At 70.0% G+C, this 22827-nt stretch carries 17 protein-coding genes, 1 tRNA gene and 1 pseudogene; 8 read left to right on the top strand and 11 right to left on the bottom strand.

Going from position 1 to position 22827, the window contains the following annotated elements; all coding sequences use genetic code 11:
- Nucleotides 1–164 precede the first annotated feature (164 nt).
- Nucleotides 165–1193 carry an aspartate-semialdehyde dehydrogenase gene (locus ACFYV1_RS20985; RefSeq protein WP_389397025.1) on the bottom strand — a complete coding sequence of 343 codons (1029 nt, stop codon included), beginning with the start codon at nucleotides 1191–1193 and terminating at the stop codon, nucleotides 165–167.
- A 167-nt stretch (nucleotides 1194–1360) separates the two neighbouring features.
- Nucleotides 1361–4690: a S8 family serine peptidase gene (locus tag ACFYV1_RS20980; protein ID WP_389397024.1), complete on the bottom strand. Its 3330-nt coding sequence runs from the start codon at nucleotides 4688–4690 to the stop codon at nucleotides 1361–1363.
- A 197-nt stretch (nucleotides 4691–4887) separates the two neighbouring features.
- Between ACFYV1_RS20980 and ACFYV1_RS20975 the strand changes: the two genes are divergently transcribed.
- A complete protein-coding gene (locus ACFYV1_RS20975) occupies nucleotides 4888–5355 on the top strand; it encodes an NUDIX hydrolase (protein WP_389397023.1) in 468 nt (155 codons plus the stop codon).
- On the opposite strand, the gene ACFYV1_RS20970 is transcribed toward ACFYV1_RS20975, so the two are convergent.
- Both ACFYV1_RS20970 and pepN read right to left on the bottom strand, forming a co-directional pair.
- Nucleotides 5331–6353, bottom strand: coding sequence for a hypothetical protein (locus ACFYV1_RS20970; protein ID WP_389397022.1), 1023 nt, complete (start codon nucleotides 6351–6353; stop codon nucleotides 5331–5333). The two genes, ACFYV1_RS20975 and ACFYV1_RS20970, sit on opposite strands and share 25 nt — an antisense overlap.
- A gap of 308 nt (nucleotides 6354–6661) precedes the next feature.
- Nucleotides 6662–9253, bottom strand: a complete 2592-nt coding sequence (gene pepN, locus ACFYV1_RS20965) for an aminopeptidase N (protein ID WP_389397021.1) — start codon at nucleotides 9251–9253, stop codon at nucleotides 6662–6664.
- Nucleotides 9254–9369: 116 nt separating this feature from the next.
- On the opposite strand from pepN, the gene ACFYV1_RS20960 reads away from it, so the two are divergent.
- A complete protein-coding gene (locus tag ACFYV1_RS20960; protein ID WP_389397020.1) occupies nucleotides 9370–10008 on the top strand; it encodes a DsbA family protein in 639 nt (212 codons plus the stop codon).
- 148 nt (nucleotides 10009–10156) lie between these two features.
- Here ACFYV1_RS20960 and ACFYV1_RS20955 read toward each other — a convergent pair whose 3' ends face one another.
- Together ACFYV1_RS20955 and ACFYV1_RS20950 are read right to left on the bottom strand one after the other, a co-directional pair.
- Entirely contained in the window at nucleotides 10157–10792 is a 636-nt protein-coding gene (locus tag ACFYV1_RS20955) for a superoxide dismutase (protein WP_389397019.1), read from the bottom strand.
- Between the two features lie 277 nt (nucleotides 10793–11069).
- On the bottom strand, nucleotides 11070–12488 hold the full coding sequence (locus ACFYV1_RS20950; RefSeq protein WP_389397018.1) for an amino acid permease: 1419 nt from the start codon (nucleotides 12486–12488) through the stop codon (nucleotides 11070–11072).
- Between the two features lie 494 nt (nucleotides 12489–12982).
- Between ACFYV1_RS20950 and ACFYV1_RS20945 the strand changes: the two genes are divergently transcribed.
- Entirely contained in the window at nucleotides 12983–13567 is a 585-nt protein-coding gene (locus ACFYV1_RS20945; protein ID WP_389397017.1) for a biotin transporter BioY, read from the top strand.
- A gap of 315 nt (nucleotides 13568–13882) precedes the next feature.
- Here ACFYV1_RS20945 and ACFYV1_RS20940 read toward each other — a convergent pair.
- Nucleotides 13883–14095, bottom strand: a pseudogene (locus ACFYV1_RS20940) (amino acid transporter); the annotation flags it as partial.
- Nucleotides 14096–14221: 126 nt separating this feature from the next.
- Here ACFYV1_RS20940 and ACFYV1_RS20935 point away from each other — a divergent pair.
- The 3 genes from ACFYV1_RS20935 (at nucleotide 14222) to ACFYV1_RS20925 (ending at nucleotide 17248) form a co-directional block, all read left to right on the top strand.
- A complete protein-coding gene (locus ACFYV1_RS20935; RefSeq protein WP_389397016.1) occupies nucleotides 14222–14710 on the top strand; it encodes a ribose-5-phosphate isomerase in 489 nt (162 codons plus the stop codon).
- Between the two features lie 69 nt (nucleotides 14711–14779).
- On the top strand, nucleotides 14780–15592 hold the full coding sequence (locus ACFYV1_RS20930; protein WP_389397015.1) for an Fpg/Nei family DNA glycosylase: 813 nt from the start codon (nucleotides 14780–14782) through the stop codon (nucleotides 15590–15592).
- Nucleotides 15593–16102: 510 nt separating this feature from the next.
- A complete protein-coding gene (locus ACFYV1_RS20925; RefSeq protein WP_389397014.1) occupies nucleotides 16103–17248 on the top strand; it encodes a PP2C family protein-serine/threonine phosphatase in 1146 nt (381 codons plus the stop codon).
- Here ACFYV1_RS20925 and ACFYV1_RS20920 read toward each other — a convergent pair.
- The gene (locus tag ACFYV1_RS20920; protein WP_389397013.1) at nucleotides 17205–18425 is read right to left on the bottom strand and encodes a cation:proton antiporter; all 1221 of its coding nucleotides are present in this window, start codon (nucleotides 18423–18425) and stop codon (nucleotides 17205–17207) included. The two genes, ACFYV1_RS20925 and ACFYV1_RS20920, sit on opposite strands and share 44 nt — an antisense overlap.
- Before the next feature lie 188 nt (nucleotides 18426–18613).
- Here ACFYV1_RS20920 and ACFYV1_RS20915 point away from each other — a divergent pair, with 188 nt between their 5' ends.
- A complete protein-coding gene (locus tag ACFYV1_RS20915) occupies nucleotides 18614–19069 on the top strand; it encodes an HD domain-containing protein (protein ID WP_389397012.1) in 456 nt (151 codons plus the stop codon).
- Nucleotides 19070–19085: 16 nt separating this feature from the next.
- Here the strand turns inward: ACFYV1_RS20915 and ACFYV1_RS20910 are convergent, their stop codons facing one another.
- Complete coding sequence (locus ACFYV1_RS20910) at nucleotides 19086–20252, bottom strand: acyltransferase family protein (RefSeq protein ID WP_389397011.1); 1167 nt, start codon at nucleotides 20250–20252, stop codon at nucleotides 19086–19088.
- A gap of 368 nt (nucleotides 20253–20620) precedes the next feature.
- Nucleotides 20621–21787 (bottom strand): acyltransferase family protein, encoded by a 1167-nt coding sequence (locus ACFYV1_RS20905; RefSeq protein WP_389397010.1) that lies wholly within the window; start codon nucleotides 21785–21787, stop codon nucleotides 20621–20623.
- Between the two features lie 421 nt (nucleotides 21788–22208).
- Here ACFYV1_RS20905 and ACFYV1_RS20900 point away from each other — a divergent pair, with 421 nt between their 5' ends.
- Nucleotides 22209–22403, top strand: a complete 195-nt coding sequence (locus ACFYV1_RS20900) for a hypothetical protein (RefSeq protein ID WP_383072735.1) — start codon at nucleotides 22209–22211, stop codon at nucleotides 22401–22403.
- A gap of 284 nt (nucleotides 22404–22687) precedes the next feature.
- Here ACFYV1_RS20900 and ACFYV1_RS20895 read toward each other — a convergent pair.
- A tRNA-Gly gene (locus ACFYV1_RS20895) sits at nucleotides 22688–22758 on the bottom strand.
- Between the last annotated feature and the right edge of the window lie 69 nt (nucleotides 22759–22827).

The raw sequence follows: 22827 nt of genomic DNA, 5'->3' as shown, positions 1-22827 counted from the left end.
ATGTTTGCGGCTCATCCTTCCACGCGGCACAGGGCACCCGCCCTGGGGATTCGTCCGCTGTCGTCACGGCGGGAATCGAGCCGGAGGGGCGGACAGCCCGGAGGGGGCGGGCGCCCACACGGCGCCCGCCCCCTCCGGGCTGTCGCAGGACCGGCCGTGCGGCGTCAGCCGCGCAGCTCCTCCGCGACGAGCTCCGCGATCTGCACCGCGTTCAGCGCGGCGCCCTTGCGGAGGTTGTCGTTCGACACGAACAGCGCCAGACCGTTGTCCACGGTCTCGTCCGCGCGGATGCGCCCCACGTAGGACGCGTCCTTGCCCGCCGCCTGCAGCGGGGTCGGGATCTCGGACAGCTCCACGCCCGGCGCGTCCTTCAGCAGCTCGTAGGCGCGCTCCACGGCCAGCGGGTCCGCGAAGCGGGCGTTGACCTGCAGCGAGTGGCCGGAGAAGACCGGGACACGGACGCAGGTGCCGGAGACCTTGAGCTCCGGGATCTCGAGGATCTTGCGGGACTCGTTGCGGAGCTTCTGCTCCTCGTCCGTCTCGTGGGACCCGTCGTCGACGAGGTTGCCGGCCAGGGGGAGCACGTTGAAGGCGATCGTGCGCTGGTAGACGCCGGGCTCGGGGAAGGCCACCGCCTCGCCGTCGTGCGTCAGCTCCGCCGCACGGTCGGCGACGGCCCTGATCTGGTCGTCGAGCTCCGCGACGCCCGCCAGACCGGAGCCGGAAACGGCCTGGTACGTGGTGGCGACCAGCGAGACGAGCCCCGCCTCCTGGTGCAGCGGCTTGAGGACCGGCATGGCGGCCATCGTCGTGCAGTTCGGGTTGGCGATGATCCCCTTGGGGCGGTCCTTGATCGCGTGCGGGTTGACCTCGGAGACGACGAGCGGCACCTCCGGGTCGCGGCGCCAGGCGGAGGAGTTGTCGATCACGACGACGCCCTGCGCGGCGACCTTCTCGGCGAGCGCCTTGGAGGTCGCGCCGCCGGCGGAGAAGAGCGCGATGTCGAGGCCCGTGTAGTCGGCGGTCGAGGCGTCCTCGACCGTGATCTCCCGGCCCTCCCACTCGATCGTGGACCCCGCGGAACGGGCCGAGGCGAACAGCCGGAGCTCGTCCACCGGGAACTTCCGCTCGGCAAGGATCCTGCGCATGACCGTGCCGACCTGCCCGGTGGCTCCGACGATTCCGACCTTCACGGGGACTCCTCCGTACGTATCTGCGGCCTGGTGCCGCTCCATGATGCGTATGTCCCCACTCACCTTGTCCAATCCGTTGTCCGATGGGCGGGACGTGTGAGACAGAACATGCAGGCGGGGCGGGCGCTTCCCGAAGCGCCCGCCCCGCCGTCGTGCAGACCCGCGTGCTACTCGGTGATCTTGCCGATCACCACGCTGCCCGCGCCCGCGACCGTGCCGCGGCTGTTCAGCAGCTGCACCTCACCGAAGAACTGGCGTCCCTCGGGAGCCGCGCCGGCGACCACGACCTCGGCGCCGACCTGGGCGGAAGCACCGTTGGCCAGCTGGACCGTCTTGCCGGTGTCGACCTTGAGCGTGCCGAGCGACGGGGAGAAGAACACATCGCGGTAGTCGAACTCGGTGGTCCCGGCCGGGACCGAGTAACCGTCGACCACGATCGTGTAGGTGCCGGCGGCCGGCTTGATCAGGCTCACCGCCTCCTCGGAGTCGCCGTCCGCGGCCTGGCCGACCACGGCGCCGTCCTTGAGGACCACCAGGTCCAGGTCAGCGCCGGTGTCGGACGTCGAGCCGATCGCCACGTCGAGGCGCTCCACGCCCTCACCGATGGTGACGGTGGACTGCTGCGACTCGCCGTCCGCGATCGACGGACGGGCGACCTTCGCCGAGCCCAGGGAACCGCCGGCCAGCTTGCCGTCGATCGCCCCGAAGCCGTTGGTGACGTTCCACTCCACGGCGGTCGGCGTGCCGACCTTCGCCTCGGGGAGCGTCTTGACGGCCGGGTCGAAGTCGGCGCCGAGCACCGTCACGTCCAGCTTGTACGGGTTGTCCAGCAGCGGGGACGTGCGCCGCGACTCGACCTCGATCTCCCAGACACCCGGCATCGGGTTCTCGTAGGACCGGACGTCCGGACGGCAGGTGTTCGCCGGGTTGGTGTAGTTCGGGTAGCAGTTGATCGTCGACGTCGGGTCCGACGGCACGCCGTACGGGTGGATGCCGATGAACCGGGTCTGGCTGCCCTCGGCGAGCCCGCCCATCGCGATCTCGAGGTTCTTGGCGCCCTCGGGGACCGTGACGAAGTACGACGTGTGGCTGTTGCGCTGCACCGAACCGGACTTCGAGACGGTGTAGCCCGGCTTCGCGAGCTGGTCGGTGGCGACCACGGTGGCCAGGATCTGCTTGTCCACGCCGACCGTGCCGCGGTCGTTCGCCTCCAGGATCGCGCTGTGCACGCCGGCCGTCTTCGGCCGGGCCTGCACGGTGACGGTGACCGGCTGGTTCAGCGGGAGCCGCACCTTGGAGCCGCTGAGCAGACGGAAGGTGCCGTCGTTGTTCTTCCAGCGCAGCGTGTGCTCGACCGCCTTCTTCGGGCCGGTCGTGCGGGTGATGGTGACGTCGTACGTCTTGCTCCCGCCGACCTTCAGACCACCCTCACGGTCGTAGAGGCCGGTGCCGAAGCCCGGCGTCTTGAGGGCGAAGTCGATCGCCGTGTCGACCGGTGCCTTGACCGCGTACTCGTGGGCGGCGACGCCGCGCTCGATCTGCTTCCAGGCGTCGACGACGTTGATCAGACCCGCGCCCTGCTCGTGCGCCTGCACACCGTCGATGCGGTCGGCGGTGCTGGTGAGAGCGGTGCGCAGCTGCGCCGGGGTGAGCTCGATGCCGTGCTGCTTCGCGGCGGAGATCAGCAGCGCGGCCGCGCCGGCCGCCTGCGGCGAGGACATCGAGGTGCCCTGCATCATCGAGTAGCCGGGAGGCAGCTGGTAGCCGGCCTCGGCCACCGGGCCGCCGGGCGACCAGGTCTGCGTGGTGTTGACCGCCGCGCCGGGCGCGGTGAGCGTCGGCGTGAAGCCGCCGTCCTCGCGCGGACCGCGGGAGGAGAAGGGCAGCATCGCGTACGGCTTCTCGACACCGGAGCCGTAGTTGGCGGCCCAGGTCTCCTTGGAGATGGACGCGCCGACGGAGATCACCTTGTCGGCCACGGCCGGGTCGCCGAGCGTGTTGGTGCCCGGACCGGAGTTGCCGGCCGAGATCACCAGCTGGACGCCGTAGGTGTCGATGAGCCGGGTGTAGAGCTCGGCACGCGCGTTGTTGCCGTCGTTCAGCGCCGGCAGACCGCCGATGGACATGTTGACGATGTCCACGCCGCGGTTGATGACCAGGTCGGCCATGCCCTCGGTGAGCGCGATGTTGGTGCAGCCGCCGCTCCAGGTGCAGGCGCGGGAGGACACTATCTTCGCGCCGGGCGCGGCACCGTTCATCCTGCCGCCGAAGAGGCTGTTGGCGGCGGTGATACCGGCGACGTGCGTGCCGTGCGAGCCCTCGATGACGCCGATGTTGACGTAGTCGGCGGTCGCACCGGCACTGTTGTAGACGACGTCCGTGCGGACCTCGATGACGAACGGGATCCGCTCGGCGATCTCGGTCTTGGGGTCGTCCTTGCCGAAGTAGCCGACCTGGAAGCCGTTCTTGTACGGCTTCATCAGCGTGTCGTTGGTGAAGTCGGCGTCGTTGTTCAGGTCGACGCGCGCGGTCCGGGTGCCCTCGTCGTAGAGGACCGCCCAGACGTCGGTGGTGTCGCCGTCCCGGTTCAGGTCGCCGGCCATGTCGCCGCCCTTGGTGGCGGCCTCGGCGAACAGGTTGAAGCGGTGGGCGCCGGCCGGGGCGCTGTAGGTGCGCCCGTTCACGGCGAACGTCGGGCCGGAGACGGCCGTGTTCATCCGCAGCCAGGTGCGGTCGCCGTCGGCCACCGGGTCCGTCGCCGTGACCCAGTCGACGATCTTGCGCTCGCCGGTGGTGGTCTTCTGCAGCGCCGGGTGGGCGATGTCGACACCGGAGTCGAGGACACCGATGGTCACGCCGCGGCCGTCGGCCTTCGGGTGCTTCTTGACGAAGTCCACCGCGCCGGTCTCGAAGGACGGGTTGTACGGGTTCTTCGCCGGCGTCCTGCCGTCGGGGGCCGGGTACTGCCCGACCTGCGCGTCGGCGGTGCCCGCGGCCTTGACGGTGTCACCGGCCGGGGTCGGGTCGTCCAGCTCGATCTCGTGCTTGAGGTCGATGCCGTGCACGCTGGAGAGCTTGGCGGCCGACTTGAGAGCCGCCTCCGCCTTGTCCGTGGGCAGCGTGGCACGCACATAGCCGAGCTCGTCGAAGGTGCGACCGACGACGGAGCCCTTGACGGCGTCCAACTGGTCGGCGACCTGCTCGGTCGCTCCCGGAGCGGTGGCCACCATCACGGTGACACTCTTCTCGCCCTTGGCCTCGGCCTCGGCGAGCAGTTCCTCGTCGGCCGCACCGAGCTTGTCCGAAGAGGACTTGGCGGTCTTCACTTCCTTGCTGCCGGCCGGGTCCTCGGCGGGAGCAGAGGCGAAGGCCGGCACGACGCCGGCGGCGACGAGCGCGGCCACCATCGAGGCGGCCGCGGCGACGCGGGCGACGCGTCTGTGACCGGGCGTCGAGCGTCCTGTTGCGGAGCTCTCAGATTGGGGGGTCATCAGCATCCCTGTTTGTGAAAGAAAGGGTCCGGAATACGGTGCCGGATGACCGCTCAGCCTGTCGTAAATGACAGGGGTTTGTGGAGGGTTGATTGAGACGGGATGTGTTCATGGCGTATTTCCGCCACAGGATGTCCTGCGCCATGCGGTACGAATCGGGTGTTATTGCCCCCTCGAGTCTGGTCGGCCGCTAATCTCACCCAATGAACAAGGAGTTGAGGGTCGCGGCGTACGCCGTCTGCATACGGGACGATCAGATCCTGCTCGCCCGGTGGGTCGCGCGTGACGGCACGAAGAAGTGGACGCTGCCCGGCGGAGGAATGGACCACGGCGAGGACCCCCTCGACACCGTCGTCCGCGAGGTGGCCGAGGAGACCGGGCACACCTCGGAGATGACGGCCCTGCTCGGCCTCGACTCGGTACGCCGCCGCTACCCGCGCAAACTGGGCGCGTTCGCCGACTTCCAGGGGCTGCGGATCGTGTACGAGGGCCGGATCACCGGCGGCGAACTGCGCAACGAGACCAACGGTTCGACGGACCTGGCCGCCTGGCACTCCCTGGCGGCAGTGCCTGACCTCGATCGTGTGGAACTCGTCGACGTCGGCCTGGAGCTGTGGCGTTCCAGGCCCGCCCTCGGCAGGGCCGTTCAGCGGGGCAGCACGACCACGTAGGCGGCCGGCTCGCGGTCCGCCGCGGCCATCAGCGCCGTCCGCACCACGGTCGCCTGCTGCTCGGGCGCCTCCCGCAGCTTGCGGGGCGTCAGGTGCACGACGGTGATGCCCAGACGCTCCAGGTGATCCCGCCTGCGCGCGTACCGCGACCACTCGGCGTCCTCGTCGTGGCGGGGTGCGCGGGTGTCCAGCTCCACGGCGACGGCCTGCTCCGGCCAGTACGCGTCCACCCCGCCGAGGCGGGGACCGCCGGGAAGACGCAGGTCCACGTTCCACAGCGGGTCGGGCAGACCGCCGTCGCGCACCAGCCCGTACAACCGGCCCTCGGCCAGCGTCCGGCCCTCGGCGAGCAGGTCGTCCACGGCGCACACGACGTTCGGCCGGTCCAGCAGCCGGGCGTCGCTCAACTCCCGCACCAGAGCGGCCGGCTCACAGTGTCCGCCGCGCACGGCCTCCGTCATCAGCCGGCCGATCAACCGCGTGTCGTCCAGCTGCGCCACGGCGTCGGCGAGCGCGCGGGGCGCGGGCGCGACGGGGACGCCGGTGATCTGCTCCGCGACCGGCATCGTGTGTCCCCTCAGCAGCCGGGCACACCCGGTGGACCGCAGCCGACGCGTACGCGGCACGAGCACGTCCACTACTTCCAGCGCCGTCAGTGGCGGCCCCGCGGAGAACCCGTGCAGTGCGAGCGCGGCGAGCCCGGTGACCATGGCTTCGCCGTACGGGGCCGAGTTCCGTCGCTGGGCCGGCAGGACGGGCCGGCCGGCGTACAGCAGCGCGGCGTGCAGCCGCTCCTCGCCGGTGGGCGGACCCGCGTGCAGCAGGTACACCCCTGGCAGCAGCACCTGCCATGCCCCACCGGGCCGGCACTGCTCCGCGACCCGCGACGGCGCGAGCCCTCGGGCCCGCAGCTGCGCACCGGACACGACGCCCCGGAGGGGGTGGGGGCCGGGAGTGGCCTCGGTGAGGGAGGGGAGGGAAGTGTTGGGCTGGTTCATGCCGATGAGATGCCCGCGTCGCCGGTCCGGCCTAACCGCTGTTACAAACCCGTCGACAATTCAGGACATCGCTGTCCTAAAGTACGCACGTTCGACTGCCGATCAGGGCCCCTGCGTCGGCTCCTGGCTACCGGGGCCGCCCCGGGGGCGGGCGCGCGGCCCATCCCGGTCCCGGACGCGCGGCACGCACGCCCCGGTCCCGGACGCGCGGCACGCACGCCCCGGTACCGACACGCGGCACGCACGCCCCGGTACCGACACGCGGCCCATTCCGGGGGCGGGGCCGAGCCCCGCCCCCGGTCGGAGACTCAGGCCCCGTCCCGCTCCTGCGCCCGCAGCGCCCGCGCCAGGTCGTCCCGCGACTCGGCCACCAGCCGCCGCAGCGCCGGCGCCGCCGCGCCGTGCGTGGCGAGCCACTCGTCCGTCGCGGCGACCGTGGCTTCAAAGTCCTGCAGCGACGGGTACAGCCCGCGCACCACGTCCATGCCGATCTGGATCGACCGCTCCGCCCACACCCGCTCGATCACCTCGAAGTACTTCGAGACGTACGGCGCGACGAGCGTCCGCTGCGTCGGCTGGACGAAGCCGGAGATCGTCGCCTCGACGAGCGCGTTGGACAGCGCGTCCGACTCGACGACCGCCGCCCACGCCTGCTCCTTGACCGCCGCCGACGGACGCGCGGCCAGGCAGCGAACCTCATGCCGCTTGCCCGACGCCGTGTCGTCGCGCGCCAGTTCCGCCGCGATCGCGGTCTCGTCGGCGACGCCGTGCGCGGCGAGCGGTTCCAGGAACGACCAGCGCAGCTCCTGGTCGACGTCCAGTCCGTCGATCTTCTCGGTGCCTTCCAGCAGGCCGCCCAGCAGCCGCAGGTCCGCCTCGGACTCGGCCGCCGACGCGAAGAACCGTGCCCACGTCAGCTGGTGCTGGCTGCCCGGCTCCGCGGCGCGCAGTTCCCGCAGCGCGCCCTCGGCGGCCAGCCGGCCGCCTTCCTCGCGCCAGGCCGGCGCCACGTAGTGGACCAGGGCCGACCGCGTCCACGCGTGCAGCATCTGCAGCACACCGATGTCGGTCTCACGCCCGGCGAACCGCAGCACCAGGGCCACGAAGTCCCGGGCGGGCATCAGCGCGTCGCGCGTCAGGTTCCACAGCGCGGACCAGCACAGCGCCCGCGCCAGCGGGTCGGTGATGTCGCCGAGGGAGGCCCGCAGCGTCTCCAGCGACGTCTCGTCGAAGCGGACCTTGCAGTAGGTCAGGTCCTCGTCGTTGACCAGGACCAGCCCGGGCCGTTCCTCGCCGGCCAGTTCCGGAACGACCGTGCGCGCTCCGGTGATGTCCGCCCCGGCCTGTGCGTAGCGCACCAGCTCGGTGCCCTCGACTCGGTACAGGCCGACGTGCACCCGGTGGGGACGCAGCGTCTCGCCGTCCTGGGCGATCGCGAGCTCCAGGACGCGCCCGTCCTCGCCGCAGGCGACCTCGGGTGTCAGCGAGTTGACGCCGGAGGTCTCCAGCCAGGACCGCGACCACTCCTTCATGTCGCGCCCGGACGTCTCCTCCAGCACGGACAGCAGGTCGCCGAGCCGGGTGTTGCCGTACGCGTGCCGCTTGAAGTAGCGCCGCGCGCCTTCGAGGAACGCGTCCCGCCCCACGTACGCGACCAGCTGCTTGAGCACGGACGCGCCCTTGGCGTACGTGATCCCGTCGAAGTTGAGCTTGGCGTCCTCGAGGTCACGGATGTCCGCCGTGATCGGGTGGGTCGACGGCAGCTGGTCGGCGCGGTACGCCCATGCCTTGCGGTTGTTGGCGAAGGTGACCCATCCGTTGGTGAAACGGGTCGCCTCCACCATCGAGAACGAGCCCATGAAGTCGGCGAAGGACTCCTTGAGCCACAGGTCGTCCCACCACTGCATGGTGACCAGGTCGCCGAACCACATGTGCGCCATCTCGTGCAGGATGATGTTGGCGCGGCGCTCGTAGGCCGCCTGCGTCACCTTGCCGCGGAAGACGTACTCCTCGCGGAACGTCACGCAGCCGGGGTTCTCCATGGCGCCGATGTTGTACTCGGGCACGAACGCCTGGTCGTACTTCCCGAACGGGTACGGGTAGTCGAAGTGATCGTGGAAGAAGTCCAGGCCCTGCTTGGTGACGAGGAAGATCTCGTCGGCGTCGAAGTGCCGGGCGAGCCCCTTGCGGCACATCGCGCCCAGGGGGATCCGCAGCACCTCTCCTCCCCCAGAGCCTTCGGCCTGGGAGGTACCCCCGGGCATCTCGCGCTCGTACACGTCGGTCACGTAGTGGTACGGCCCGGCGACGATCGCGGTGATGTACGTGGAGATCGGCGCGGTCTCCGCGAAGCGCCATGTCCCGTCCTCGGCGCGGGCACCCTCCCGGTTGCTCCACACGGTCCAGCCCTCGGGGGCCGTCACCTCGAACCGGAACGGCGCCTTGAGGTCGGGCTGCTCGAAGCCGGCGAAGACACGGCGGGCGTCGGCGGGCTCGTACTGGGTGTAGAGGTAGACCTCGCCGTCCTCGGGGTCGACGAACCGGTGCAGACCCTCGCCGGTGCGGCTGTACGCGCACTGCGCGTCGACGATCAGGACGTTCTCGGCGGCCAGGTTCTCCAGTGCGATCCGCGAGCCGTCGAAGACGACGGCCGGGTCCAGCCTCTCGCCGTTGAGCGTGACGGCCGTCACGGCCGGTGCCAGCAGGTCCACGAAGGTCGAAGCGCCCGGCTCCTCGGCCCGGAACCGGATCGTGGTCACGGACCGGAAGGTGCGCGGCCCGGAGGTGTTCTCGGGCTCCCCGACCGCGGAACGCACGTCGAGGGCCACCTCGTACCCGTCGACGGACAGCAGCCCGGCCCGGGAACGGGCCTCGTCGCGGGACAGATTCTCACCGGGCACAAGCACTCCTTCGTGTCTCGTTCGAACAGGAACGATCCTCCCATGGGAATCGCGGGGGTCGTCGGCGGCGTTGCCCCGATGAGGCGCGCAGGGCGCCGCCCTTCTCGAGGAGTGATATGTCGCACAACGGCAAGACACCCGTGGACTTCTGGTTCGACCCGCTGTGTCCGTGGGCCTGGATGACCTCTCGCTGGATGCTGGAGGTCGAGAAGGTCCGCGATGTCGAGGTGCGCTGGCATGTGATGAGCCTCGCCGTGCTCAACGAGGACAAACTGGACGAATTGCCTGACGAGTACCGGGACATGCTCGAGAACCAGGCGTGGGGCCCGGTGCGCGTCGTCATCGCCGCCCAGCAGGAGCACGGCGACGAGGTCGTCGGCAAGCTCTACACCGCGCTCGGCACCCGCTTCCACAACGAGGGTCAGGGGCCCGTCCGTGAGGCGGTCGTCGCCGCGCTCCAGGAAGTCGGTCTGCCCACCTCCCTCGCCGACTTCGCGGACAAGGGCACCTATGACGCCCAGCTGCGTGCCTCCCACAAGGAGGGCATCGAGAAGGTCGGTCAGGAGGTCGGCACCCCGGTCATCGCGGTGCCCGGAGCCGACGGTGAGCAGATCGCCTTCTTCGGCCCGGTCGTCACCCCTGCCCCCAAGGGCGAGGAGGCGGCGAAGCTGTGGGACGGCACGTTGATGGTCGCCTCGATCCCGGGCTTCTACGAGATCAAGCGGACCCGCACCCAGGGCCCGATCTTCGACTGACGCGTCCCGCCCCGTCCCGCCCCGTGCCGACGGCGAACGGCCCCCGCGAGTCCTGTCCTCGCGGGGGCCGTTCGTCATGCCGCCTGCCCGGTGAAGGCTGAGAAGACGATCACGAGCAGGGCGTTTCGGGGCGCCCGGGGTGTCCGGGTCAGGGGGCGATCAGTGGCGTGCGGCCCTTCGCCCCGGCGTAGCGCTTCGCCACGTCCTGCCAGTTCACGACCTGCCACATGGCGTCGATGAAGTTGACCTTCTGGTTCTTGTACTGCAGGTAGAAGGCGTGCTCCCAGGCGTCGAAGACCAGGATCGGCACGGTGCCCTGGCCGACGTTGCCCTGGTGGTCGTAGACCTGCTCCACGATCAACCGGCCGCTGACCGGCTCGTAGGCGAGGACGCCCCAGCCCGAACCCTGGGTGGTCGCCGAGGCCTTGGTGAGCTGGGCCCGGAACCTGGCGAAGGAGCCGAAGGATTCGGAGATCGCGTCCGCCAGTTCGCCGACACCGTCCTTCTCGAGCGGCTCGCCGCCGCCGTCGCCCGTCATGTTGTGCCAGTAGATGCTGTGCAGGATGTGCCCGGAGAGATGGAACGCGAGGTTCTTCTCCAGCCCGTTGATCGTTCCCCATGCCTCCTTGTCGCGCGCCTCCTCGAGCTGCTCGAGGGTGTCGTTGGCGCCCTTCACGTACGCGGCGTGGTGCTTGTCGTGGTGGAGCTCGATGATCTCGGGGCTGATGACCGGCTCGAGCGCCGCGTAGTCGTACGGAAGTTCAGGAAGCGTGTAGATGGCCATGGTCCGGTGGTCCCTCCGGCTGCCAACTGCTTATTGCCAAGCATATGCAACTGCACGCTAGCAGCAAGAGGGGCCGGTGCTGATCAGCACTCCGCCCCGGGGGCGATGCCTTGAGACGCGCCCGCCCTGAAACGCGCCCGCCCTCAGACGCGCCCGCCCTGAGACGCGCCGGACCCCCGGGCCGCTGGGGCCCGGGGGTCCGGGTGTGTCGTGTGTCGTGTGTCCGCGCCGCGTCCGTGCGGCGTCCGGGTCGCGCCGCTGCGCGAGCGGCCCGCCCTCAGTCCGTCCTGCCGGCCCCGGCGGCCGCCCCGGGCTCGCGGGACTTCTGGATCGCGTAGCCGATGATCGCGAGCACCAGCGTCAGGATGCCGGTGCCGAGCAGCTGCAGCCGGGTCTCCTCCTCGCGGAGCATCAGCGCGAAGACCGTGACCATGCCCGCCAGCGACAGCAGGGTCAGACTGGGGAAGAGCCACATCCGTACGACCAGCTTCTCGGGCGCCTCGCGCTCGGTGCGCCGGCGCAGCAGCAGCTGGGACACGGCGATGAAGAACCAGACGACCAGGATGATCGCGCCGATCGTGTTGAGCAGCCACATGAAGATGTCCTCCGGCCGCCAGTAGGACAGCAGCACGCAGAGGAAGCCGAAGAACGAGGAGACGACGACGGCGGTGCGCGGCACTCCGCCGGAGACCTCGCCCAGCGCCTGCGGTCCCTGTCCCCGGGCGACCAGCGAGCAGGCCATGCGGGAGGCGCCGTAGATGTTGGCGTTCATCGCCGAGAGCAGGGCGACCAGCACGACGACGTTCATGATCTGTCCGGCGGCGGGGATGCCCAGGTGGTCCAGGGTCGCGACGTAGGGGCCCTTGTCGACGACCGCCTTGTCGTGCCACGGCACCAGGGTGACGATGACCGCCATCGAGCCGATGTAGAAGACGGCGATACGCCACATCGCGGTGCGCACGGCCTTGGCGACGCCCTGCACGGGGTGCTCGGACTCGGCGGCGGCGATGGTGACCGTCTCCAGACCGCCGTACGCGAAGACGGAGGCGAGCAGACCGACGATCAGGCCCTCGGTGCCGTTGGGCATGAAGCCGCCGCCGCCCGTGAGGTTGGTGATGCCGGGGGCTTCCGTGTCGGGCAGTACGCCGACGATCGCCAGGACGCCGATGCCCAGGAACAGCACGATCGCGCCGACTTTGAGGGCGGCGAACCAGAACTCGAACTCGCCGAAGTTCTTCACCGCCGCCAGGTTGGTGCCGCAGAACACCACCATGAACAGCGCCACCCACGCCCACTCGGGGGTGTCCGGGAACCAGCCCGTCATGATTCCGGCGGCGCCGATGGCCTCCAGGCCGACGGCCACGCAGAGCAGGAACCAGAACGCCCAGCCGGCCGTGAATCCCGCCCATGGCCCGATGGCCCGCTCGGCGTGCACGGAGAAGGAGCCGGAGGCCGGGTTCGCCGCCGACATCTCGCCCAGCATGCGCATCACCAGCATGACGAGCAGACCCGAGAGGGTGTACGCGACGACGATGGACGGGCCGGCCGCGGCGATACCGGCTCCGGAGCCGACGAAGAGCCCGGCGCCGATGACGCCGCCGAGGGCGATCATCGACAGATGGCGTTGTTTGAGGCCGTGCGTGAGCGGTGCGTCGGCCTGCTGGTCGACGGGCGTGGGCGCGGTGGTCCGAGACATGGGCGTGCCCTGTTCATAGCTGAGACGGGGGAGCGGACCAGTCTGGGCACGAGCCCCGCTTACAGGGAATAGATGTCCGCTATACGGTCACGATGTTCACGGAAGGTCAACAGTCGTTCACGAGGCATCCACATCTCGGGTGCTGTCGCGCCGCGCCCGGTCCCAAGGGGCGACCCTGAGGCGCCGCGGCCGCCCCTCGCTCGGAGCCGTCGCGAAAGGACCGCCGTCGGCTCGGTTCGGGGTGCGGTCGCCGTTCCGCTCCGATTATGGAATCCCTACAGTCTTCCCGAGTACGCGTCGTTCGCGCAAAACCGCGCTCCACGCCCCGTACCTCAGTGACGAGCATCACGTCGGGCTCGGCATGTCCGCCGCTCTTTGTCGGAAGTCCATCAAGCCGTAACGCGCCGCTTTGTGGGCGACTGCTGGTGATCGAGTGATTCTCCGTGGGCTACGGTCACCCTGTCCCGAACTGCCCTCACTCTTGCGGAGTCCCGATGAGCACTGCTGCCGCCCCCGTCCGATCGGGGCTCGTCCTCGCCGACCTGCTGCCCCAGTCCCGCGTCCGGGACATCACCCTGGTCGTCGGCGGCGCCGCTCTCACCGGCCTCGCGGCACAGATCGCCGTCCCGGTCCCCGGCTCACCGGTCCCCGTCTCCGGCCAGACCTTCGCCGCCCTTCTCGTGGGCACGGCGCTCGGCGCCCGCCGGGGCTTCCTCTCCCTCGCCCTGTACGCGGTGGCCGGCATGGCCGGGGTGCCGTGGTTCGCCCAGGCCACCTCCGGCTACGGGATGCCGTCCTTCGGATACATCCTCGGCATGCTGCTCGCCGCGACCGTCGTCGGTGGCCTCGCGCGCCGCGGCGCCGACCGTTCGGTGCTGCGCATGGCGGGCACGATGGCTGCCGGTTCGGCGATCATCTACGCGGTCGGCGTCCCCTACCTGGCGCTGGCCACCGGCATGTCCTTCAGTGAGGCCGTCGCCGCCGGACTGGTGCCGTTCCTGATCGGCGACGCGCTGAAGGCTGCCCTGGCGATGGGCTCCCTGCCCACCGCCTGGAAGCTCATCGGCCGCCGCGGCTGACGCCCGGCCGCAGCCGGAGAAGAGGCCCGCCGGGTCGTACCGCGACTTGAGACCGGCGAGCCTCTTCCGCGTATCCGGACCGTGCACGCCTGCGCCCGGACGGTCGCGTCCTGCGCGATGCGCGCGGCGACGACGAGTTCGGGGCGCCGGACGAAACCGGTCTGGAAGCCCGCCAGTTCGGCTTCGTGGTCCTCGTCACCGGGGGCAGGACATGGGTGGCGGTGGAACACACCGGGGAGGCTCTCCGTTCGTTCCTGTTCGGACGTCACGGCGAGCCTCCCTGGTCACCTGACATGTGCCGTCAGGTTTCCCGTGCCCCACGAGCGCGTACGACAGGAGAATCGCGGGTCCGGCGGCGGCGATGCCCGAGCTCGATCCGACGAACAGGCCTGCGCCGATCACACCACCGATGGCGATCATGGAAAGGTGGCGGTTCTTGAGACCTGCCTTGAGACCGTCAGGGGAGGGCGGCTGACCCGGAGTGCCGGGCTGGACGCTTTCCTTTGTGAGGGTCGTCCGGGGCGTCATGGACGGATCCTTATGTCTCGGTGCCGCTCGGGTTGCGAACTCCGTTTCGTAGCGCTCGTCACTCCGGCGCGCCCCGAGCCCGGCCCCGCGCCGAGTCGCGCCTTCCCCTCGTGCCACACTCGAACCATGCGCGTGTACCTCGGCTCGGACCATGCCGGTTTCGAACTCAAGAACCACCTCGTCGAGTGGCTCAAGGCCCAAGGCCACGAGCCCGTGGACTGCGGTCCCCACATCTACGACGCCCAGGACGACTACCCGCCCTTCTGCCTGCGTGCCGCAGAGCGGACGGCCGCGGACGAGGGCAGCCTCGGCATCGTGATCGGCGGCTCCGGCAACGGCGAGCAGATCGCCGCCAACAAGGTCAAGGGCGTCCGCGCCGCGCTCGCGTGGAGCGAGCAGACCGCGGCGCTCGGCCGTGAGCACAACGACGCCAACGTCGTGGCGATCGGCGGCCGGATGCACACCCTGGAGGAGTCGACCAAGTTCGTCGAGATCTTCCTCGGCACCCCGTACTCGGGTGAGGAGCGTCACACCCGGCGCATCGACATGCTCACCGCGTACGAGACCACCGGCGAGCTCCCTCCGATCCCGGCCCACCACCCGCAGCAGGGCTGAGCGCCCACTCCCATGTGCCGCCGGGTCCGCCCGGCGGCACAGCCATGCCGTCCAGGAGGAGACGACCCCATGCCCGAGGGGCACACGATCCACCGCCTCGCGGAGGACTACCGCGACCGCTTCGCCGGGTGGAGCGTCCGGGTCAGCAGCCCCCAGGGCAAGTTCTCCGGCAGCGCGGCACTCCTCGACGGCCGGGTGCTGGACGGCGCCGACGCGCACGGCAAGCACCTGTTCCTCGGTTTCGAGGACACCGGCTGGATCCACATCCACCTCGGCCTGTTCGGCAAGCTCGGCTTCGGCACCGCTCCGGCCCCGCCGCCGACCGACACGGTCCGCCTCCGTGTCGTGAACGACGAGCACTACGCCGACCTGCGCGGCCCGACCACCTGCGCCCTGATCACCGACGACGAGAAGCGGGCGGTGCACGAGCGGCTCGGCCCCGACCCGCTCAGGCCGTCCGACGGCCCGGACCGGGCCTGGGCCAGGATCTCCCGCTCCCGTACGACGATCGCCGCACTGCTGATGGACCAGAAGATCATCGCGGGCGTCGGCAACGTCTACCGGGCCGAGGTGCTCTTCCGCCACGGCATCGACCCCTACCGGACGGGCAGGGACCTCACGCGCCGGCAGTGGGACGCGATCTGGGACGACCTGGTCGCCCTGATGCGCGAGGGCGTACGCAACAACCGCATCGACACCGTCCGCGAGGAACACACGCCGGAGGCGATGGGGCGCCCGCCGCGGGTCGACGACCACGGCGGCGAGGTGTACGTCTACCGTCGGGCGAATCTGCCCTGCCACATCTGTGCCGGACCGGTCCGCACCGCGGGCCTCGCCGCGCGCAACCTCTTCTGGTGTCCTTCCTGCCAGTCCTCCGCCTGACGCCGCCCGGGGGCCGGGCGGCCGCGGCATGTGCCGGCGGCGGGCCGAGATCGCCGCGCGCGGCGGTGCCTTCGGCCCGTCCGGCCGTCTGATCCGCCGGGACGCTCCACGTCGGGACAGGCATCGCCTTCTGCCCGCCCGGCGGGTCGGGAAACGGCACCCGCTCCCGGACCGCCCGGCGCGCGAGCCCTTCCGGCGCGCGCCGGTCGTGCGTCGGCGCACCTCCTCGCGCGCCTCTGCGCCTTCGCTGAGGCGCGGGAGTCCCAGCCGTACGTCCTCGGCGGGCGTCGCGACTCACGCTCCGGGTCCCGGACGCGAACGTGCCGCCCGCCGCGAACGTGCCGCCCGCCGCGGACGGAGAAGACGGAAACCCCCGTGCCGTACCCCCGCGGTTCTGTTGGCATATGCCACACCTAGCTGCCTTACGCGGCCCGCCGCGACCCGATTTCGAACACAATGTCGCGGGGTCCCCCTGCACGCCGGGGCGGCGGGTGGATAGGGTCCACGGCAATGGCCCGAGGCGCTGCAGCAGACTCGTTCACGGCCCGGATGCGCAGAGCCGCGCACCGGGCCCGCACAGCGCTGCGCCGGTCCGCCGTCGACTACTTCCGCGGTGACGGCTCCGACTGGCTCGCGCTGGCGGGGCTCCTGCTGGCCGTTCCGGCGATCACCTGGGCCACGGTCGTCTCACCGGTGTGGAGTTCGCCGGTGGCGCTGGTCCTGCCGATCGTGGCCGGCGGGCTGCTGCTGCGGCCGGCGAGCCTGCTCGGCCTCTACGCGGCCGCCGCCGCGGCCCTCATCGTCGAGTCCATAGCGCTCGGGCCCTACACGGACGACCCGGCCACGGTCACTCCCGGCGTCGTCCTCGTCGTCGCGGCGTGCGGCCTCTTCGGGCTGCTCATCGCACAGTTCAGGGCACGGGTCGGCGTGCCGTGGCGGCGCGGCGGCACCATGCTCTTTGACCTTCGCGAGCGCATCCGGGTGCAGAGCGCCCTGCCCCGGCTGCCCAAGGGCTGGCACCAGGAGATGGCGCTCCGTCCGGCGGGCGGCCAGTCGTTCTCCGGTGACTTCGTGGTCGCCGCCCGCACGAGCGGCGGCCGCACCCTGGAGGTCGTCCTCACGGACGTGTCCGGCAAGGGAATGGACGCGGCCTCGCGCGCGCTGCTGCTGTCCGGGGCGTTCGGCGGGCTGCTGGGCTCGCTGCCACCGCACGGCTTCCTGCCCGCGGCCAACGGCTATCTGCTGCGGCAGGACTGGGACGAGGGCTTCGCCACGTCCATCCACCTCGTGCTCGACCTGGACTCGGGGGACTACGAGTTGCTCTCCGCGGGCCATCTGCCCGCGCTCCAGCTCCACGCGGGAAGCGGACGCTGGGAGGAGAAGGCCGGCGAGGGGCCGCTCCTCGGTGTCTACGACGGGGCGCAGTTCGACCCGGTCAAGGGCTCCCTGCGCCCTGGTGACGTACTGATGCTGTTCACCGACGGTCTGGTGGAGGCGTCGGGTCGGGACATCAGCGAGGGCATCGACCGTCTCACCGGTGAGGCCGACCGCTATGTCGCCTCGGGCTTCGAGGGCGCTGCCTGGCATCTGATCGAGGCGGTCGCCAAGGACGTCAACGACGACCGGGCACTGCTGCTGCTGTGCCGTCAGGTGTGACGGCGGCGAGTCCTCCCGCACCCCCGGCGCCACCGCCACCGCGCCGTCCCGGCAGCACTCGGGCCAGCCAGTGCGACCGCCCCACGGCGAGCGGGGCGAGGACGGCGAGGATCAGCACGTACCCGGCGATGAACGGCGAGAGCCGGTCGTCCAGTCCCGCGCCGGCCGCCATCGTCGCGAGGATGAGCGCGAACTCGCCGCGCGCGAGCAGCGTGGTGGAGATGTTCGCGGCCTGCAGGGTGTCGAAGCGGTGGAGCCGTGCGGTGACCAGCCCCGATGCCACGTTCATCAGGATGGTCACGGCGACGGCCGCGAGGACCGGCCACAGGACCACCGGCAGGTCGCCGGGGTCGATGGAGAGACCGAACGAGAAGAAGAAGATCGCGCCGAAGGCGTCCCGCAGCGGATGGACCAGCTTGCGGATGCGGTCGCCCGACGTGGTGCTGCCGAGCATCAGGCCGACCATGAACGCGCCTATGGCGTCCGCGACTCCGAACCAGTCGGAGACCCCGGCCACGAAGACGGCCGCGCCGAGGAAGGAGATGACGAGCAGTTCGTCGTCACGGGTGTCGATCAGGCGGCTCACGACGCGGGTGCCGAAACGCGCGACGAGAGCGAGCAGCAGCAGGAAGCCGAAGGCCTTCCCTCCGTCCATGACCGCCGCGGTCAGGTTCTGGGCGCCGGACAGGACGGGCTGGAGCGCTGCCAGGTAGAGGGCGAGGAAGATGTCGTCGACGACGATGATCCCGAGGATCGGCTTCGTCTCGCTGTTGCCCAGCCGGCCGAGATCGACGAGGACTTTGGTCACGATGGCCGAGGACGAGATGCCGATGACACCGGCGAGCACCAGCGCCTCCGAGGTGCCCCAGCCGAGTGCGAAGCCGAAGGCGAGCCCGGCACCCACGTTCAGCGCGAGATACGCCCCTCCGGCCAGCGCCATCCTGCGGCCGCCCGCTTTGAGGTCGTCGAGGTGGAACTCCAGACCCAGGTAGAAGAGCAGCAGGACCAGGCCGAGGGCGGAGAGCATCTCGAGGTCGTGCGGGTCGGAGAGGAGGACGACTCCGGGGGTGTGGGGGCCGAGGAGTATTCCGGCCAGGATGAACAGGGGGATGGTCGGCAGTCCGATCCGGCGGCCGAAGCGGGCGAGGACGGCGGCGGCGAGGAAGGCGCCGCCCATGGCGATGAGGGTGTCTGCGTGGCCGATGGGCTCAATCCCTTCGCATCGGGCACACGCCGGAACGAGGCCACGGCGCGCAATGGTCAAGAGAGTGTCAAGAAAGCGTCAGTAATTAGTTTACCAAACGATTACTTGCCCACTCCAGGTGGCCGGTCCCTGCCGGAGCCCGGTACGCGTAAAGTCGTGCCATGTCGCAGCAGATGCTGACCCTGGCCGAGGTCGAGGCGATCGCCCGCGAGGCCCACGCCGCGCAGCAGGACAAGGCGGGCCGCCCCTACGCGCAGCACATCGCGGCCGTCGCGGAGGGCGTACGCGCACGGGGCGGCAGCGACGACCAGATCGCCGCGGGCTGGCTCCACGACACGGTCGAGGACGACGTGCTGAGCCGTGAATGGCTGGAGGGGGCCGCGCTGCCGCGGTCCGTGAAAGACATGGTCCTCGCGCTCACCAAGGGTGAGGGCGAGGACCTGGAGACATATACGCGGCGCATCCTGGCCACACCCGGCGCGCTGCTGGTCAAACAGGCCGACCTGGCCCACAACGCCGACCCGGCGCGCCTCGCCGTACTCGACGAGGCGACCCGGAACCGGCTGTCCGAGAAGTACGCCAGAACCCGCCGACTGCTGGGCCTGACCGCTGACTAGGCCATGCCCCCACCGGTCACCGGGACGTGCCGGGCTCGGCGGAGTCCTGGCGGAACGCCCACTTCATGTCGGGCTCGGTGACGGGTTTCAGGCCGCGGCGCACAGGGGGTGAGCACAGCAGCGTCACCATGCCCGTCGCGCACACGGTCACCACGACCAGACCGGCCGGGGAACCGAGCCACTGGTTGCTGTCGAACAGACCCCAGAAGTCGGCGGCCTTGATGACGAAACCGTGGAGCAGATAGCCGCAGATGGTGCCGGTGCCCAGCACCGTGAACCATGCGCGGCGACCGGGGACGAGAGCGAGGAACGCCGCGCTCAGCAGCAGCGCGCACCCGAAGAACGCGATGATCACCAACAGTCCCGACCACCACGGCCGGCCCAACTCCTGCACGCTGCTGGACCGGTAGAACCAGCCGAGGTCCATCCGGGGCGCCACCCAGTACGCGGTGACGAGCGCCATGGCGAGGACCGGCACGGTCAGCAGCCGCACCTCGCGCCGGCGCAGCATCTGGAAGTGCTCGGGCTTCATGGAGAGCCCGATGACGAAGAACGGCAGGAACTGCAGCACACGCGCGAGGTTGAGGTCCGCCCCGATGTCCGGAGTGACCGTGGCGAGCGCGCCGATGACCAGCGCGGTCGAAATGGGCCACCGGATGATCCGCCACAGGGGCGTGGTCAGCCGCCAGATGAACAGGGCGGCCAGGAACCACGTCAGGTAGTACGGGTCGAGCAGGCTGACGGGCTGTTCGGGATCGTCGTTCCCGTACCGCGCGAAGAGCGAGTAGGCCACCTCGAACACGACGTAGGGCAGGGCGATGCCCGTCAGCAGTCGTCTGAGCTGGTGCGGCTTTCCCTGATAACTCCGGGAGAAGTAGCCGGAGATGACGATGAAGGCCGGCATGTGGAAGGTGTAGATCACCATGTACAGGGCACGCGTGGCCCTGCTGCCCTCCATCACCGGCTCCCAGGCGTGCGCCACGGCCACCAGGACGATGGCCAGGTACTTCGCGTTGTCGAAGTAGGCGTCCCGGGCGGTGGTTCTGCGAGCCGTCTGCGGGGCGGACCGCAGGCCACTCGAGGCAGCGGTGGCGGCGGTCGCCGCCCCTGCCGTCCGGGTGGACCCGGGTTCCTTGACCTCGGGGGCCGCGGTCCTCTCGTATCCATGCGCTGCGTGGAACATTCGAGGCACCCTAGCCGGGCCCATTCGATTTCGTAAAACATGCCGCGCGGCCGTGTCATTCGAATGGGAAACCGTCACCTATAGGCCCGCCCGCACCCGGTGGACGGCCCTGAGCAGGGCTTGTCTCCCGAAGCGGAAGCCTCGCGTGAATTACCTCACCACGCATCCTCGAATTTCTCGTGACCAAAGTGTGGGGACGCTGAAACGGGGCAGGTCGAATCCCTGCTCGTATTTCACCCGACCGGTCCTGGCGGTTGCGCTGAAAACCGCGGCGCAGCGCTGCCGCAAGGGGAAGAACGAGGTCCCCGCCCTCGCCGGTGGCGGGAACGGGGACCTGATGACCGGTGGTCCGAGGATGCCGCGGGGCGTCAGGCGCGGGGTCTCGGCTCCGCCCCATCCCGGCGGAACGCCCATTTCATCTCGGGCTCCGTCACGAATTTCATCACCCGGCGCACAGGCGGTGTGCACAGAAGCGTCATGATCAAGAGGATGGCCACGGTCACCGCGACCCTGCCGGTCGGCGTGCTCAGCGACGGGTGGTGATCGAAGAGGCCGGCGTATCCGGCTCCGCGGATCAGGAAGCCGTGCAGCACGTACCCGCAGATGGTCCCGGCGCCGAGGACCGTGAACCAGTGCCGCCGGGCGGGGACCAGGGCGAGGAACGCCGCGATCAGCACGAGCGTGCAGCAGAACAGCACGCCGGCCCGGATCAGCCCCGGCCACCACGCCAGCCCGATCTCCTGGACGCTCCTGGACCGGTAGAACCAGTTCATCGGGATGCTGGGGGTCACCCAGTAGGTGAAGGGGATCGCGCCGGCGAACACGAGCACGGCGAGCGCCCTCGGCCCGCGCCGCCGGAGGAACCGGAAGTGCCCGGGCTTCATGCACAGGCCCAGTACGAAGAACGGCAGGAACTGCAGGACCCGTACGAGGTCGAGGGCGGGGCCGATGCCGGGGGTGACGGTCGCGAGCGCCGCGATGACCAACGACACGGCCAGCGGCCACCGCACCACCCGCCACAGCGGGGTCGTCAGCCGCCAGATGAACAGCGCGAGCAGGAACCACATCAGATAGGAGGGCTGAAGAAGGCTGATGGGCTTCTCGGGGTAGTCGGTCCCGTATCTCGCGAAGAGCGTGTACGCCACCTCGAAGACGACGTAGGGCAGGGCCACTCCGGTCAGGAGTCGTCGCAGCTGATCCGGGCGGCCGGTGTAACTGCGCGAGAGGTAACCGGAGATCAGGATGAACACCGGCATGTGGAAGGTGTAGACGAACATGTAGAGGGCGCGGGTGGCCCGGCTGTACTCGATCACATGGGGCCATACATGGCCCAGGGCCACCAGCAGGATGGCCAGGTATTTGACGTTGTCGAAATACGGGTCTCTGGGTGTGGACTTGGAGGCCGGCTGCGTGGGGGGATTCAGGCCGGTGGTCGTGGGGACCGAAGTGGTGACGGCCTGCGTCGTAGGGACGGACCCCGTCTCCTCGGCCTTGGGGAGAGAGGGCCTCACGTATCCATGCGCAGCGAAGGGCATTCGAGGACCATAGCCCGGCCGTTCCATTTCGTAAAAAGGTTGTGCATTCACAGATCACGATTTCATACAGGAGGGAACCTGTGCCGGTATGCCCCGATCCGAACCGGGGTGATTCGGATGTTTCGCCTCGCCGTCGGAAGGTTCTCCCCTCCTCCGGGGCCTCTTGATCTCCATTTGTGACCAGGATGTGGGGACTGTGAAACGATCTGCCTGAATTTCCCACCGCATTTCACTCGCCGGGGACAGGCGGGCCGACCTTGTGACCAGGCCGTCCGCTCGGAGGTCGCGTGATCTTGCCCACGACGGTTCGTCATGACCCAGCAGGGGCAGGTGGGTTGGTGGCACGATGGTGCAGACGGGAGCGGGCTGGGCCGCGCGCTCCCTGGCCGGCAAGGCGGACCGACCGAGGGTGTGATCAGTTGTGGCCATTTCACTGTCAGTGGTGCTTCTGTTGGCGATCGTCCTCGTGGTGCTGATCCGCGGCGGCTCCATAAAGGCCGGGCCCGCCATCGTGGCGGTCCTCTTCGGCTTCTTCCTCGCCTCGACGGGCATCGCGCCGTCGATCAACAGGTTCATGAACTCGATAGCCGAGACGATCAACCAGATCAGCTTCTGAGGGAGGAGCGCCCGCACCCGTCACAGCGGGCTGCCGGCCGCGGCGCGGTGCCGTCAGGCGGGCCGCCTGCAGTTCGCCGTGGCGTGCGATGGCGCCGCCGCTCCGGGACGCGTGTCCCGGGTGGTCTGCCCCGATTCACAACTCGCCTTCCAGGCGCGGAAGATGCCCCACTGTTCCCGTTCCCGTTCCGGCGTCGGCCGGCCCGCGGGCGGGACGGGGCGGCTCCGAAACGCATCAGGGCCAGGTCGGAGGATGAACCTCCGGCCTGGCCCTGAGCCGTTGAGAGCGGGCGACGGGAATCGAACCCGCGTAGCTAGTTTGGAAGACTAGGGCTCTACCATTGAGCTACGCCCGCAATGCTCGCACCGCAGGTCACGAAGGCCGCGGCACGAGAAGCATCGTAGCGGGTCCGGGGCGCACGGTG

The sequence above is a fragment of the Streptomyces sp. NPDC003023 genome (assembly GCF_042888225.1).
In the GTDB taxonomy this organism is placed as follows: domain Bacteria; phylum Actinomycetota; class Actinomycetes; order Streptomycetales; family Streptomycetaceae; genus Streptomyces.
This window is presented reverse-complemented; position numbering and strand designations above follow the sequence as displayed.